Below are 14,646 nucleotides of genomic sequence, written 5' to 3'. Positions count from 1 at the left end.
CACCCGATCAACTTTCGAAAGTACGAGGAAAGGACGCCAGTTATGGCGAAGCTCAGCACCGACGAGCTGCTCGACGCGTTCAAGGAAATGACGCTGATCGAGCTGTCGGAGTTCGTGAAGCAGTTCGAGACGACCTTCGAGGTCACCGCGGCCGCGCCGGTCGCCGTGGGCGTTGCCGGTGGCGCTGCCGCCGCGACCGCCGAGGCCGAGCCGGAGCAGGACGAGTTCGACGTCATCCTCGAGGCTGACGGCGGCAAGAAGATCCAGGTCATCAAGGTCGTGCGTGAGCTGACCGGCCTGGGCCTGAAGGAGGCCAAGGACCTCGTCGAGGCCGCCCCCAAGGCCGTCGTCGAGAAGGTCAACAAGGAGACCGCGGACAAGGCCAAGGCCAAGCTCGAGGCCGAGGGCGCGAAGGTCACCCTCAAGTAGTTCCATCCAGCGCACGATCACGGGTGGCGCTGGCGCCAGCGCCACCCGTACACGTGAGCTGACGCACATCGCGTCGTCGTGGGCGGCGGTCCGGGATCGGATCGCCGCCCGCTGCTGTCTGCTGACAGCAGGTGATCAGGGCTTTGGCGTACCGACCCGGGTGCCGGACGGGGTGTGGACCGGGACTGTCGGGGGAAAGACGTTGGTTGACCGGGGTTCCAGCCCTTGACGGGGCAGGGCACGGGCAGGCACGCTGACACAGCAAGACCTTCCGCGCTTGCGACGGCCATCACCTGGGTCGTGCCGGCAGCACCCGCTGTCGACGCTCCCGGTGGCCCGCGGGGAGCGTGCGAAAGACGTGCGAGCGCGTATCTGAACGCGTGGCGGCCTCGGGCCTCGGCACGTTTCGCAACGTTCTGCCGCGCCGGGCTGGACAGCGGTTAGCCGCTCGGCTACACTGCTAGTTTGCGCTGCCTTCCGACTTGACCCCTGCTCGGAATGTCCGATTGTGGATATTTCTAGTGGGGTCATTGGAGTGCACGCGAAACAGCCGTTCTGCAGCACCGGTCCTCGGAAGGACGCATCTTGGCAGCTTCCCGCCCTGCGAAGACCAGTCGTACGTCGAGCGCATTCGCGCCCCGCCGAATCTCATTCGGCAGGATTACCGAACACCTCGAGGTCCCCAACCTCCTCGCCATCCAGAACGAGTCATTTGACTGGCTGGTTGGCAACGAGGCTTGGCAGGGCCGGTCGGCCGACGACCCGCACGCACGCTCGGGTCTCGCGGAGATCCTCGACGAGATCAGCCCCATTGAGGACTTCTCCGGCACCATGTCGTTGTCCTTCTCCGCTCCGCGCTTCGACGAGGTCAAGGCCTCGATCGAGGAGTGCAAGGAGAAGGACCTGACCTACTGCGCGCCGCTGTTCGTGACCGCGGAGTTCACCAACAACACCACTGGCGAGATCAAGAGCCAGACCGTGTTCATGGGTGACTTCCCGATGATGACGCCGAAGGGCACCTTCATCATCAACGGCACCGAGCGCGTCGTGGTCAGCCAGCTCGTCCGGTCTCCGGGCGTGTACTTCGACAAGCAGCCGGACAAGACCTCCGACCGCGACCTCTCCAGCGTCAAGGTCATCCCTAGCCGGGGTGCCTGGCTGGAGTTCGACATCGACAAGAGAGATACGGTCGGTGTCCGCATCGACCGTAAGCGCCGGCAGGCCGTCACCGTCCTGCTCAAGGCGATCGGTTGGACCGGCGAGCAGATCCGCGAGCGGTTCGGCTGGTCCGAGCTGATGATGACCACCCTGGAGAAGGACCACATCGCCGGGGTGGACGAGGCGCTGCTCGACATCTACCGCAAGCTGCGGCCGGGTGAGCCGCCGACGCGCGAGAACGCCCAGACCCTGCTCGACAACCTCTTCTTCAACCCGAAGCGGTATGACGTAGCCAAGGTCGGCCGTTACAAGTTCAACAAGAAGCTCGAACTGCAGGTGCCGATCACCACCGGCACGCTGACCGAGGACGACGTTGTCGCCACCGTGGAGTACCTCTGCCGGCTGCACGCCGGTGAGGAGGGCTACGAGGCCGACGACATCGACCACTTCGGCAACCGGCGGCTGCGTACCGTGGGCGAGCTGATCCAGAACCAGGTCCGGGTCGGTCTTTCCCGGATGGAGCGGGTCGTCCGCGAGCGGATGACCACCCAGGACGTCGAGGCGATCACGCCGCAGACCCTGATCAACATCCGCCCGGTGGTGGCGGCGATCAAGGAGTTCTTCGGTACGTCGCAGCTGTCCCAGTTCATGGACCAGACCAACCCGCTGGCGGGTCTTACCCACCGGCGCCGGCTGAGCGCGCTCGGCCCGGGTGGTCTGTCCCGTGAGCGGGCCGGCTTCGAGGTCCGGGACGTGCACCCGTCGCACTACGGCCGGATGTGCCCGATCGAGACGCCGGAAGGCCCGAACATCGGCCTGATCGGCGCGTTGTCCACCTTCGGGCGGGTCAACCCCTTCGGGTTCATCGAGACGCCGTACCGCAAGGTCGTCGAGGGTCAGGTCACCGACCAGATCGACTACCTGACCGCGGACGAGGAAGACCGGTACGTCAAGGCACAGGCCAACGCCCCGTTGCGGGCCGACGGTCACTTCGCCGAGGACCGGGTCCTGGTTCGTCGGAAGGGTGGTGAGGTCGACTACGTCGCCCCCACCGCGGTCGACTACATGGACGTCTCGCCGCGCCAGATGGTGTCGGTCGCGACCGCCATGATCCCGTTCCTCGAGCACGACGACGCCAACCGGGCACTGATGGGCGCGAACATGCAGCGCCAGGCGGTGCCGCTGGTCAAGGCCGAGGCGCCGCTCGTCGGTACGGGCATGGAGTACCGGGCCGCGGTCGACGCCGGTGACGTGGTCGTCGCCGAGGTCGGCGGCGTGGTCGAGGACCTGTGCGCCGACTACGTGACGGTGCACCAGGACGACGGTCACCGCCGCACCTACCTGCTGCACAAGTTCCGCCGCTCCAACGCCGGCTCCTGCGTCAACCAGAAGCCGGTCGTCTTCGAGGGCGACCGCGTCGAGGCCGGTCAGGTCATCGCCGACGGTCCCTGCACCGACGAGGGCGAGATGGCGCTCGGGCGCAACCTGCTCGTGGCGTTCATGCCCTGGGAGGGTCACAACTACGAGGACGCGATCATCCTGTCGCAGCGCCTCGTGCAGCAGGACGCCCTCACCTCGATCCACATCGAGGAGCACGAGGTCGACGCCCGCGACACCAAGCTGGGCCCGGAGGAGATCACCCGCGACATCCCGAACGTCAGCGAGGAAATGCTCGCCGACCTCGACGAGCGCGGCATCATCCGGATCGGTGCGGAGGTCGTGCCCGGTGACATCCTGGTCGGCAAGGTCACGCCCAAGGGCGAGACCGAGCTGACCCCGGAGGAGCGTCTGCTCCGCGCGATCTTCGGTGAGAAGGCGCGTGAGGTCCGGGACACCTCGCTGAAGGTGCCGCACGGCGAGACCGGCACGGTCATCGGTGTGCGTACCTTCTCCCGCGAGGACGGCGACGAGCTGCCGCCGGGGGTCAACGAGCTGGTCCGCGTCTACGTGGCCCAGAAGCGGAAGATCCAGGACGGCGACAAGCTCGCCGGCCGGCACGGCAACAAGGGTGTCATCTCCAAGATCCTGCCGGTCGAGGACATGCCGTTCCTGGAGGACGGCACCCCGGTCGACATCGTGCTCAACCCGCTCGGTGTGCCGAGCCGGATGAACATCGGTCAGGTGCTGGAGACCCACCTTGGCTGGGTGGCCAAGACCGGGTGGCAGGTCGAGGGTGACGACGCCGAGTGGAAGCGGAACCTGCGCGCCATCGAGGCCGACACCTCGGTGCCGGACACCAACGTCGCGACGCCGGTCTTCGACGGTGCCCGCGAGGAGGAGATCGCCGGTCTGCTCTCGTCGACCCTGCCCAACCGGGACGGCAAGCAGCTCATCGGTGCGAGCGGTAAGGCGCAGCTGTTCGACGGTCGCTCCGGTGAACCGCTGCCGGACCCGATCGCGGTCGGCTACATCTACATCCTGAAGCTGAACCACCTGGTCGACGACAAGATCCACGCTCGGTCGACCGGACCGTACTCGATGATCACGCAGCAGCCGCTGGGTGGTAAGGCGCAGTTCGGTGGCCAGCGGTTCGGCGAGATGGAGTGCTGGGCGATGCAGGCGTACGGAGCCGCGTACGCCCTGCAGGAGTTGCTGACGATCAAGTCCGACGACGTCCTGGGCCGGGTCAAGGTCTACGAGGCGATCGTCAAGGGCGAGAACATTCCCGAGCCGGGTATCCCGGAGTCGTTCAAGGTGCTGCTCAAGGAACTGCAGTCGCTGTGCCTGAATGTTGAGGTGCTCTCCAGCGACGGCGTGGCCCTGGAAATGCGCGAGACCGACGACGAGGTGTTCCGGGCGGCGGAGGAACTTGGCATCGACCTGTCCCGGCGCGAGCCGAGCTCGGTCGAGGAAGTTTGAGGTTGAGGGTTGGGGGCCGGGTCATCCGGCCCCCAACCCCTCCGGAAGCCAAGCAGTAAGTACGACACGACACGAGGGATACATAACGTGCTCGACGTCAACTTCTTCGACGAGTTGCGCATTGGCCTGGCTACCGCGGACGACATCCGCCAGTGGTCGCACGGCGAGGTTAAGAAGCCCGAGACGATCAACTACCGCACCCTGAAGCCGGAAAAGGACGGGCTCTTCTGCGAGAAGATCTTCGGTCCGCAGCGGGACTGGGAGTGCTACTGCGGTAAGTACAAGCGGGTCCGGTTCAAGGGCATCATCTGTGAGCGCTGCGGCGTCGAGGTGACTCGCTCCAAGGTGCGTCGTGAGCGGATGGGCCACATCGAGCTGGCCGCTTCCGTCACCCACATCTGGTACTTCAAGGGCGTCCCGAGCCGGCTGGGCTACCTGCTCGACCTGGCTCCCAAGGACCTCGAGAAGATCATCTACTTCGCATCGTACGTGATCACGAGCGTCGACGCGGAAGCGCGTCACCGCGACCTGTCCACGGTCGAGAACGAGATCCTGGCCGAGAAGCGTCAGGCGGAGAACAGCCGCGACTCGGAGATCGAGAAGCGGGCCGCCAAGCTGGAGGCCGACCTGGCCGACCTCGAGGCCGAGGGTGCCAAGGCCGACGTGCGCCGCAAGGTCAAAGAGGGCGGCGAGCGCGAGATGCGCCAGATCCGCGACCGGGCGCAGCGCGAGATCGACCGGCTGGACGAGGTGCTCGACACCTTCCGCAAGCTGGACGCGAAGCAGCTGGTCACGGACGAGCTGCTCTACCGGGAGCTGCGGGACCGGTTCGGTGAGTACTTCACCGGCGGCATGGGTGCCGAGGCGATCAAGGCGCTGGTCCAGAACATGGACCTCGACGCCGAGGCGGAGAACCTCCGCGAGATCATCCGGTCCGGCAAGGGCCAGCGGAAGATCCGGGCGCTCAAGCGGCTGAAGGTGGTCGCGGCGTTCCTGAACACCCGCAACTCACCGCTCGGCATGGTGCTCGACTGCGTCCCGGTCATCCCGCCGGACCTGCGCCCGATGGTGCAGCTCGACGGTGGCCGGTTCGCGACCTCGGACCTGAACGATCTCTACCGCCGGGTGATCAACCGGAACAACCGGCTCAAGCGCCTGATCGACCTGGGCGCGCCGGAGATCATCGTGAACAACGAGAAGCGGATGCTGCAGGAGGCCGTCGACGCGCTGTTCGACAACGGCCGCCGCGGCCGGCCGGTCACCGGTCCGGGTAACCGCCCGCTGAAGTCGCTCTCCGACATGCTCAAGGGCAAGCAGGGTCGGTTCCGTCAGAACCTGCTCGGCAAGCGCGTCGACTACTCCGGCCGTTCGGTCATCGTGGTCGGCCCGCAGCTCAAGCTGCACCAGTGCGGTCTGCCCAAGCAGATGGCGCTGGAGCTGTTCAAGCCGTTCGTGATGAAGCGGCTGGTCGACCTCAACCACGCGCAGAACATCAAGTCCGCGAAGCGGATGGTCGAGCGGCAGCGGCCGGTCGTCTGGGATGTGCTGGAAGAGGTCATCGGCGAGCACCCGGTGCTGCTCAACCGGGCGCCGACCCTGCACCGTCTCGGCATCCAGGCCTTCGAGCCCCAGCTGGTCGAGGGCAAGGCGATCCAGATCCACCCGCTCGTCTGCACCGCGTTCAACGCGGACTTCGACGGTGACCAGATGGCGGTGCACGTACCGCTGTCGGCCGAGGCCCAGGCCGAGGCGCGGATCCTGATGCTGTCGTCGAACAACATCCTCAAGCCGGCCGACGGCAAGCCGGTGACCATGCCCACCCAGGACATGGTGATCGGGCTGTACTACCTGACCCACCTCACCCCCGGTGAGGTCGGCGAGGGTCGTGCGTTCAGCTCGGACGCCGAGGCTCGGATGGCCTTCGACAACGGTGAGCTGCACCTCCAGACCCCGATCAAGATCCGTCTGCACGGCGTGATCGGTGTCGACAACGGTGCCGGCGCGGAGAAGTGGACCGAGCCCGAGGGCTGGGTTCCGGGTTCGGCGCTGACCGTCGACACCACGCTGGGTCGGGTGCTGTTCAACGAGACCCTGCCGCAGGGCTACCGCTTCGTGAACTACGAGATCCGCAAGGGTCAGCTCTCCGCGATCGTCAACGATCTCGCCGAGCGGTTCCCGAAGGTGGCGCTGGCCGCGACCCTCGACGGGCTCAAGGAGGCCGGTTTCCACTGGGCCACCTGGTCCGGCGTGACGATCGGTATGCAGGACGTCATCGCGCCTCCGCGCAAGCCGGAGATCCTGGAGCGGTACGAGAAGGAAGCCGACCGGATCGACAAGCAGTACCAGCGGGGTCTGATGACCGCCGAGGAACGTCGCGGCGAGCTCATCGAGATCTGGACCAAGGCGACCAACGAGGTCGCCAAGGAGATGGAGACCGCGCTACCGCAGGAGAACCCGCTCTGGGTCATGATCAACTCGGGTGCCCGCGGTAACCTGCTCCAGCTCCGCCAGATCGCCGCGATCCGTGGCCTGGTGGCCAACCCCAAGGGTGAGATCATCCCGCGGCCGATCAAGGCCAGCTACCGGGAGGGTCTGTCCGTACTGGAGTACTTCATCTCCACGCACGGTGCCCGTAAGGGTCTGGCCGACACCGCGCTGCGTACCGCCGACTCGGGTTACCTGACCCGTCGTCTGGTGGACGTCTCGCAGGACGTGATCATCCGCGAGGAGGACTGCGGTACGGACCGTGCCATCCCCATGCAGGTCGGCGAGTTCCTCGGCGACAAGCTGGTGGTGCACACGCACGCCGAGACCGGTGTGCACGCCCGTACCCTGGCCGACGACATCAAGGGCACCGACGGCACCGTGGTCGCCGAGCGGGGGATGGACCTCAACTCCATCCTGGTGGACAAGATCGTCGAGGCTGGCGTCGAGACGGTCCGGGTGCGCTCCGTGCTCACCTGCGAGTCCAAGCTCGGGGTCTGCGCGGCCTGCTACGGCCGTTCGCTGCCGACCGGCAAGTCGGTCGACATCGGCGAGGCGGTCGGCATCATCGCGGCCCAGTCGATCGGTGAGCCGGGTACCCAGCTGACGATGCGTACCTTCCACACCGGTGGTGTCGCGGGTGAGGACATCACCCAGGGTCTGCCGCGTGTGCAGGAGATCTTCGAGGCCCGGGTGCCGAAGGGTAAGGCGCCCATCGCCGACACCCCCGGCCGGATCCGGATCGAGGACGGCGAGCGCTCTCGGAAGATCATCGTGGTGCCGGACGACGGCAGCGAGGAGATCGTGTACGACAAGATCTCCAAGCGGGTCAAGCTCCGGGCCCACGACGGCGACCACGTCGAGGTCGGGCAGAAGCTCACCGAGGGCACCATCGACCCGCACGAGCTGCTGCGGATCCTCGGCCCGCGTGCGGTCCAGGTCCACCTGACCCAGGAGGTCCAGGAGGTCTACCGCTCGCAGGGTGTGCTGATCCACGACAAGCACATCGAGATCATCATCCGCCAGATGCTCAAGCGGGTCACGGTGATCGACTCTGGTGCGACCGAGTTCCTGCCGGGCGTGCTGGTCGACCGCGCGCTGTTCGAGTCGGAGAACCGCCGGCTCGTCTCCGAGGGCGGCGAGCCCGCGGCCGGTCGGCCGGTGCTGATGGGTATCACCAAGGCATCGCTGGCGACCGACTCGTGGCTGTCGGCGGCCTCCTTCCAGGAGACCACCCGGGTGCTCACCGACGCGGCGATCAACGCCCGTAGTGACTCGCTCATCGGTCTCAAGGAGAACGTCATCATCGGAAAGCTCATCCCGGCGGGTACCGGCATCAGCAAGTACCGCAACGTCCGGGTGGAGCCGACCGAGGAGGCGAAGGCCAAGGTCTACTCGATGACCGGGTACCCCGAGACCGACTACGGTTTCGGGCCGGCCAGCGGGCAGGCGGTTCCGCTGGACGACTTCGACTTCGGGTCGTACCGCTAACCAGAACGGGTCCGAGCGCCCCACGTGCCGTACTGACGGCGCGTGGGGCGCTCGCCTGTTTGTAGGCTGGCCTGGTGGAGATGACGCCGGTGACCCTGCCCGGACCGCTGCTGCGGCACCCGCTCGACCCGGATCCGGTGCGCTCGACGAAGGCGCGGGCGGTCTTCGCGCTGGGCCTGGTGGCCGCGCTCACCGGCGTGTTCCTCGGTGGGATAGTGCCGGCCACGGTCGCGCTGCTGCTGGCGCGGCAGGCGCGCCGGGAGGCGTACGCCTCGGCCGGTTATCTCACCGGCTCGGCGCTGCTGCGTCGGGGGGAGCGGCTGGCCTGGGCCGGCATCACGCTGGCCACCGTCACGGCCGTGGTGGTGGCCGTGATCGGCCTGCTGCACCTCGCCGGCACGCCCGGCGGTCAGGACTTCGCCCCCACCATCAACTAGCGCACCGCCCCGCAGGGGGACCGCCTAGAGTGTGGGGACCCCGTGGGAGGACCAGCCCGGTCCGGCTCGACCGGGGCTCGGCTGTCGGAGGGGGACGTCGGTGACGGAAGAGGCGCGGCCACCCTCGGGACCGGGCGGCCAGCCGCCCGCGTACCCGCAGGCGGGTTTTCCCGCGACCGCGCCGGCGCCGGCCGGCCCGGGGCGACCGGCCCCGGTGCCCCAGCCACCGCGCGAGACGTGGCGCCCACCCCGCCGGGTCGACCCCGTTCCCGGTACGCCGTTCGGCCTCGCCTACCTGGATGTGCCGCCGATCACCTCCGGGCTGGCGGTCGGGTCGCTGGCCGCCGGCATCGCCGCCATCGTCGTCTCGCTGGTGGTCTTCTGCTTCGGGCTGGTTGGCCTCAGCGGTGGATGGGGAGCCTGGGTGGCCGGCGCGTTCGGGGTCCTGGGCGCGCTGCTGGGCGCTGCGGCGATCGGGCTCGGGGTGCTCGGGCGGAGGCAGACCCGATCCGCGATGTCGTCCTCCGGTGTCCGCTTCGTTGGCGCGGGGGTGGCGGTGTCCGGGATCTGGTGCGGCGCGGCGGGCCTCGGGCTGACCGTGATCGGGTTCGGGCTGGCGGTGCTCCTGCAGCTCAGCTGAGCCGACGCGGGGCGCTGTCCGGGGGCCGGCCGGGCCGAATTCCTGCGGGGCCGGTACACTTGCTGTAGTGGTGCCTGCTGTGGGTGCGCGGGCGGGACGGGCCGGGAAGCCACGGCGTGGCTTTTCGGGGAACCCCCGTTTTGACCTGGGTGCTTCTGGTAGGTACCCTTCCCCTCGTGCCCGGGCTCGCCCGGGCAACTCGTGTGTGCTCGCGAGCCGGTATCCGGCCATCGAGCGGCATCACGACCCAGTCAAAGAGGTCGGCGGTGAACGTACGCCGACCGGATAAAACCGATGCGGGCGAGAGCACGCAGCGGGCCGTGGACGGGCGACACGCCCGACCGCGGGTGCCGGAGTCGTCCGACGGACGGGTTCGGTTGGAATGTAGGAGAGTCACCCACCCGGGCGACTACGACCAAGGCGCGACCGCCGGGCAGGCGGTCGGAGGGAGCGGAAAACCCGGTGCCCACCATTCAGCAGTTGGTCCGAAAGGGCCGCCAAGCTAAGACGACGAAGACCAAGACGCCCGCGCTGAAGGGCAGCCCGCAGCGGCGCGGCGTGTGCACGCGTGTTTACACCACCACCCCGAAGAAGCCGAACTCGGCGCTGCGCAAGGTCGCCCGTGTGAAGCTGAGCAGCCAGATCGAGGTGACCGCGTACATCCCGGGCGTCGGGCACAACCTGCAGGAGCACTCGATCGTGCTCGTTCGCGGCGGCCGGGTGAAGGACCTCCCCGGCGTGCGCTACAAGATTGTCCGCGGCTCGCTGGACACCCAGGGCGTTCGTAACCGCAAACAGGCCCGCAGCCGTTACGGCGCGAAGAAGGAGAAGAGCTGACATGCCGCGTAAGGGACCCGCTCCGCGCCGGCCGTTGGTCGCCGACCCGGTATACAACTCCCCGCTGGTCACCCAGTTGGTGAACAAGATCCTGCTTCGCGGCAAGCGCGCCCTCGCCGAGCGCATCGTCTACGGCGCCCTCGAGGGCTGCCGGGAGAAGTCGGGCACCGACCCGGTAGTCACCCTCAAGCGGGCGATGGACAACGTGAAGCCGACGCTGGAGGTGCGCAGCCGCCGGGTCGGTGGCGCCACCTACCAGGTGCCGGTCGAGGTTCGCCCGGCCCGGGCGACCACGCTCGGCCTGCGCTGGCTGGTCACGTACTCCAAGGCGCGTCGGGAAAAGACGATGATCGAGCGCCTGATGAACGAGCTGCTCGACGCGAGCAACGGCCTCGGTGCCGCCGTCAAGCGGCGCGAGGACACGCACAAGATGGCCGAGTCGAACAAGGCCTTCGCGCACTACCGCTGGTAACACGCCTCGTGCCGCCGCCGCAGGGCGGCGGCACGACCAGGTTGTCGAGACGACGATAAGTAGGGATTGAAGTGGCCGCCGCAGACGCGCTCGCCAAGGTACGCAACATCGGCATCATGGCGCACATCGATGCTGGTAAGACCACGACCACCGAGCGGATCCTGTTCTACACCGGCATCACGTACAAGATCGGTGAGGTCCACGAGGGCGCCGCCGTCATGGACTGGATGGAGCAGGAGCAGGAGCGGGGAATCACCATCACCTCCGCCGCCACCAAGTGTGAGTGGAAGGGCCACACGATCCAGATCATCGACACGCCCGGCCACGTCGACTTCACGGTCGAGGTCGAGCGGTCGCTGCGGGTGCTGGACGGTGCGGTCGCGGTGTACGACGGGGTCGCCGGTGTGGAGCCGCAGACCGAGAACGTCTGGCGCCAGGCGGACAAGTACAACGTCCCCCGGATGTGCTTCGTCAACAAGCTCGACCGAACCGGCGCCGACTTCTTCCGCTGCGTGCAGATGATGATCGACCGGCTGAACGCCACCCCGCTGGTGCTCCAGATCCCGATCGGGCTCGAGGGTGACCACATCGGTGTTGTCGACCTGATCGGTATGCGCGCGCTGACCTGGCGTGGCGAGACCCAGAAGGGCGAGGACTACGCGATCGAGGAGATCCCGGCCGACCTCGCCGACTCCGCCGCCGAGTGGCGCGACAAGCTGCTCGAGACGCTGGCAGACGTCGACGACTCGGTGATGGAGAAGTACCTCGAGGGCGAGGACATCGCCGCCGACGAGATCAAGGCCGCCATCCGGCGGGCCACGATCGCGGGCAAGGCGAACCCGGTGCTCTGCGGCTCGGCGTTCAAGAACAAGGGCGTCCAGCCGATGCTCGACGCCGTGGTCGACTTCCTGCCGTCGCCGCTGGACATCCCGGCGGTCGAGGGCACCGCGCTCGACGGCGAGACCGTCCTGTTGCGCAAGCCCTCGAACAGCGAGCCGTTCGCCGGTCTGGCCTTCAAGATCCAGACTGACAAGCACCTCGGCAAGCTCACCTACGTACGGGTCTACTCCGGCACGCTCGAGTCGGGTTCCCAGGTGGTCAACTCCACCAAGGACCGCAAGGAGCGGATCGGCAAGATCTACCAGATGCACGCCAACAAGCGGGAAGAGCGCCCCACGGCGCAGGCTGGCGACATCATCGCGGTCCAGGGTTTGAAGCAGACCACCACCGGTGACACGCTCTCCGACCCGGCGAACCCGGTCATCCTGGAATCGATGACGTTCCCGGAGCCGGTCATCAACGTGGCGATCGAGCCGAAGACCAAGTCCGACCAGGAGAAGCTCGGCACCGCGATCCAGCGGCTGGCCGAGGAGGACCCGACCTTCCGGGTCCGGCTCGACGAGGAGACCGGCCAGACGGTCATCTCCGGCATGGGCGAGTTGCACCTGGACATCCTGGTCGACCGGATGCGCCGCGAGTTCAACGTCGAGGCCAACATCGGCAAGCCGCAGGTGGCGTACCGCGAGACCATCCGCCGCAAGGTGGACAAGGTCGAGCACACGCACAAGAAGCAGACCGGTGGTTCGGGTCAGTACGCCCGGGTCATCGTCAGCCTCGAGCCGCTGCCGCTCGGCAACGACCAGCCGACGTACGAGTTCGTCAACGCCGTCAGCGGTGGTCGTATCCCGCGGGAGTTCATCCCGTCGGTCGACGCCGGAGCCCAGGACGCCATGCAGTACGGCACCCTGGCCGGTTACCCGCTGGTCGGCTTGAAGCTGACGCTGCTGGACGGGCAGTACCACGAGGTCGACTCGTCCGAAATGGCGTTCAAGATCGCCGGCTCGATGGTGCTCAAGGAAGCGGCCCGCAAGGCCGATCCCGCACTGCTCGAGCCGATGATGGCAGTCGAGGTCACCACCCCTGAGGAAAACATGGGTGACGTCATCGGCGACATCAACTCCCGCCGCGGCATCATCCAGGCCATGGAGGAGCGGAGCGGTGCTCGCATCGTCCGCGCCCTGGTGCCGCTGTCGGAGATGTTCGGCTATGTCGGCGACCTGCGGTCGAAGACCCAGGGCCGGGCTAGCTACAGCATGCAGTTCGACTCCTACGCCGAGGTTCCCCAGAGCGTCGCGAAGGAGATCATCGCGAAGGCGACGGGTGAGTGAGCGGAGACGCGTAACTCGCCCGATGCCGGGCCGGTGATACCGCTAGGACCACGGGCGGGTAATCTCGCCCGCGGTCTGCCCGGGCCGGGCTGCAAGAGACCAGGCCTGAAGGTTTCACCGCCGCAAGACCCAAGTACTTCCCGGCCGGAAATCGGCCGGTAAGGCTGTCGACAGAGTCCTGAACGCCGAATGGCGTGCCGGGCGTACTAACCAAGAAGTCCACAGGAGGACACCAGTGGCGAAGGCGAAGTTCGAGCGGACTAAGCCGCACGTCAACATCGGCACCATTGGTCACATCGACCACGGTAAGACGACGCTGACGGCGGCCATCACCAAGGTCCTGCACGACAAGATGCCCGACCTCAACCCGTACACGCCGTTCGACGAGATCGACAAGGCGCCGGAGGAGAAGGCCCGCGGCATCACGATCTCGATCGCACACGTCGAGTACCAGACCGAGGCGCGGCACTACGCGCACGTTGACTGCCCCGGTCACGCCGACTACATCAAGAACATGATCACCGGTGCCGCGCAGATGGACGGCGCGATCCTGGTGGTCGCGGCGACCGACGGCCCGATGCCTCAGACCCGCGAGCACGTGCTGCTGGCCCGCCAGGTTGGCGTGCCGTACATCGTCGTGGCGCTGAACAAGAGCGACATGGTCGATGACGAGGAGCTCCTCGAGCTCGTCGAGCTCGAGGTTCGGGAGCTGCTCTCGAACCAGGAGTACCCGGGTGACGACCTGCCGGTCGTACGCGTCTCGGCGCTGAAGGCGCTCGAGGGCGACCCGGAGTGGACCGACAAGCTCATGGACCTGATGAGCGCGGTCGACACCTCGATCCCGCAGCCTGCTCGCGAGACCGACAAGCCGTTCCTGATGCCGGTCGAGGACGTGTTCACGATCACCGGTCGTGGCACGGTCGTCACCGGCCGGGTCGAGCGTGGCGTTCTCCTGCCGAACGAGGATGTTGAGCTCGTCGGTATCAAGGAGAAGAGCTTCAAGACCAAGGTCACCGCGATCGAGATGTTCCGCAAGACCCTGGAGGACGCTCGCGCAGGCGAGAACGTCGGCCTCCTGCTGCGCGGTACCAAGCGCGACGAGGTCGAGCGTGGCATGGTCGTGGTGAAGCCGGGGTCGAACACCCCGCACACCGAGTTCGAGGCGACCGTCTATATCCTCTCCAAGGAGGAGGGTGGACGGCACACCCCGTTCTTCCAGAACTACCGTCCGCAGTTCTACTTCCGGACCACGGACGTCACCGGCGTTGTCACGCTGCCCGAGGGCACCGAGATGGTCATGCCGGGCGACAACACGACGATGTCCGTCAAGCTCATCCAGCCCATCGCGATGGAGGACAACCTCAAGTTCGCGATTCGTGAGGGTGGCCGGACGGTCGGCGCCGGGTTCGTCACGAAGATCATTAAGTAAAAGGTAACCCCGATTAGGTGTGTCGTGCGGTAGTACGGCATACTAGTCAGGTTGCGTACCGACCGTTTGTTGGCGCGCGCCCGGGTCTCCCGGGTGAGCGTCCACGAAGAGTCGCGCGCAGGGTGGTTGACCGCCACGGCGGTCAACCACCCTCGCACGGCGTCCGCGCCATGTTCTGCATGACGGACGCCTCGACCGACCCGCGAAGGTCAGATCGCCTCGGGTAACTCCGGGCGGAGTCT

Annotated in this window: 9 protein-coding genes; all 9 read left to right on the top strand. The window is 67.1% G+C overall.

Features of this window, described 5'->3' with window-relative positions:
* Positions 1-42 precede the first annotated feature (42 nt).
* The 9 genes from rplL to tuf all read left to right on the top strand — a co-directional run bounded on the left by rplL (position 43) and on the right by tuf (position 14,404).
* Complete coding sequence (rplL, locus tag ACWEFB_RS30585) at positions 43-429, top strand: 50S ribosomal protein L7/L12 (protein ID WP_452290970.1); 387 nt, start codon at positions 43-45, stop codon at positions 427-429.
* Positions 430-1,014: 585 nt separating this feature from the next.
* Positions 1,015-4,446 carry a DNA-directed RNA polymerase subunit beta gene (gene rpoB / locus ACWEFB_RS30580; RefSeq protein WP_452290968.1) on the top strand — a complete coding sequence of 1,144 codons (3,432 nt, stop codon included), beginning with the start codon at positions 1,015-1,017 and terminating at the stop codon, positions 4,444-4,446.
* 87 nt (positions 4,447-4,533) lie between these two features.
* Positions 4,534-8,421 (top strand): DNA-directed RNA polymerase subunit beta', encoded by a 3,888-nt coding sequence (locus tag ACWEFB_RS30575; protein ID WP_326561101.1) that lies wholly within the window; start codon positions 4,534-4,536, stop codon positions 8,419-8,421.
* A gap of 80 nt (positions 8,422-8,501) precedes the next feature.
* Entirely contained in the window at positions 8,502-8,858 is a 357-nt protein-coding gene (locus tag ACWEFB_RS30570; protein ID WP_326563041.1) for a hypothetical protein, read from the top strand.
* Positions 8,859-8,958: 100 nt separating this feature from the next.
* Complete coding sequence (locus ACWEFB_RS30565) at positions 8,959-9,498, top strand: hypothetical protein (RefSeq protein WP_326561100.1); 540 nt, start codon at positions 8,959-8,961, stop codon at positions 9,496-9,498.
* Positions 9,499-9,960: 462 nt separating this feature from the next.
* Complete coding sequence (gene rpsL / locus ACWEFB_RS30560) at positions 9,961-10,335, top strand: 30S ribosomal protein S12 (protein WP_007465318.1); 375 nt, start codon at positions 9,961-9,963, stop codon at positions 10,333-10,335.
* 1 nt (position 10,336) lies between these two features.
* The gene (gene rpsG, locus ACWEFB_RS30555; RefSeq protein WP_326561099.1) at positions 10,337-10,807 is read left to right on the top strand and encodes a 30S ribosomal protein S7; all 471 of its coding nucleotides are present in this window, start codon (positions 10,337-10,339) and stop codon (positions 10,805-10,807) included.
* Between the two features lie 71 nt (positions 10,808-10,878).
* Entirely contained in the window at positions 10,879-12,975 is a 2,097-nt protein-coding gene (gene fusA / locus ACWEFB_RS30550; RefSeq protein WP_326561098.1) for an elongation factor G, read from the top strand.
* Between the two features lie 235 nt (positions 12,976-13,210).
* A complete protein-coding gene (gene tuf / locus ACWEFB_RS30545; protein WP_326561097.1) occupies positions 13,211-14,404 on the top strand; it encodes an elongation factor Tu in 1,194 nt (397 codons plus the stop codon).
* Positions 14,405-14,646: the final 242 nt, after the last annotated feature.

This window comes from Micromonospora sp. NPDC004704 (assembly GCF_053601675.1).
The sequence above is the reverse complement of the archived record's forward strand: the minus strand, read 5'-3'. Positions and strand labels throughout refer to the sequence as shown.

Bases quoted from the DNA above. Each gene is read 5' to 3' on its own strand.
- rplL (WP_452290970.1), top strand. From the start codon at position 43: ATGGCGAAGCTCAGCACCGACGAGCTGCTCGACGCGTTCAAGGAAATG.
- ACWEFB_RS30570 (WP_326563041.1), top strand. From the start codon at position 8,502: ATGACGCCGGTGACCCTGCCCGGACCGCTGCTGCGGCACCCGCTCGAC.
- rpsG (WP_326561099.1), top strand. From the start codon at position 10,337: ATGCCGCGTAAGGGACCCGCTCCGCGCCGGCCGTTGGTCGCCGACCCG.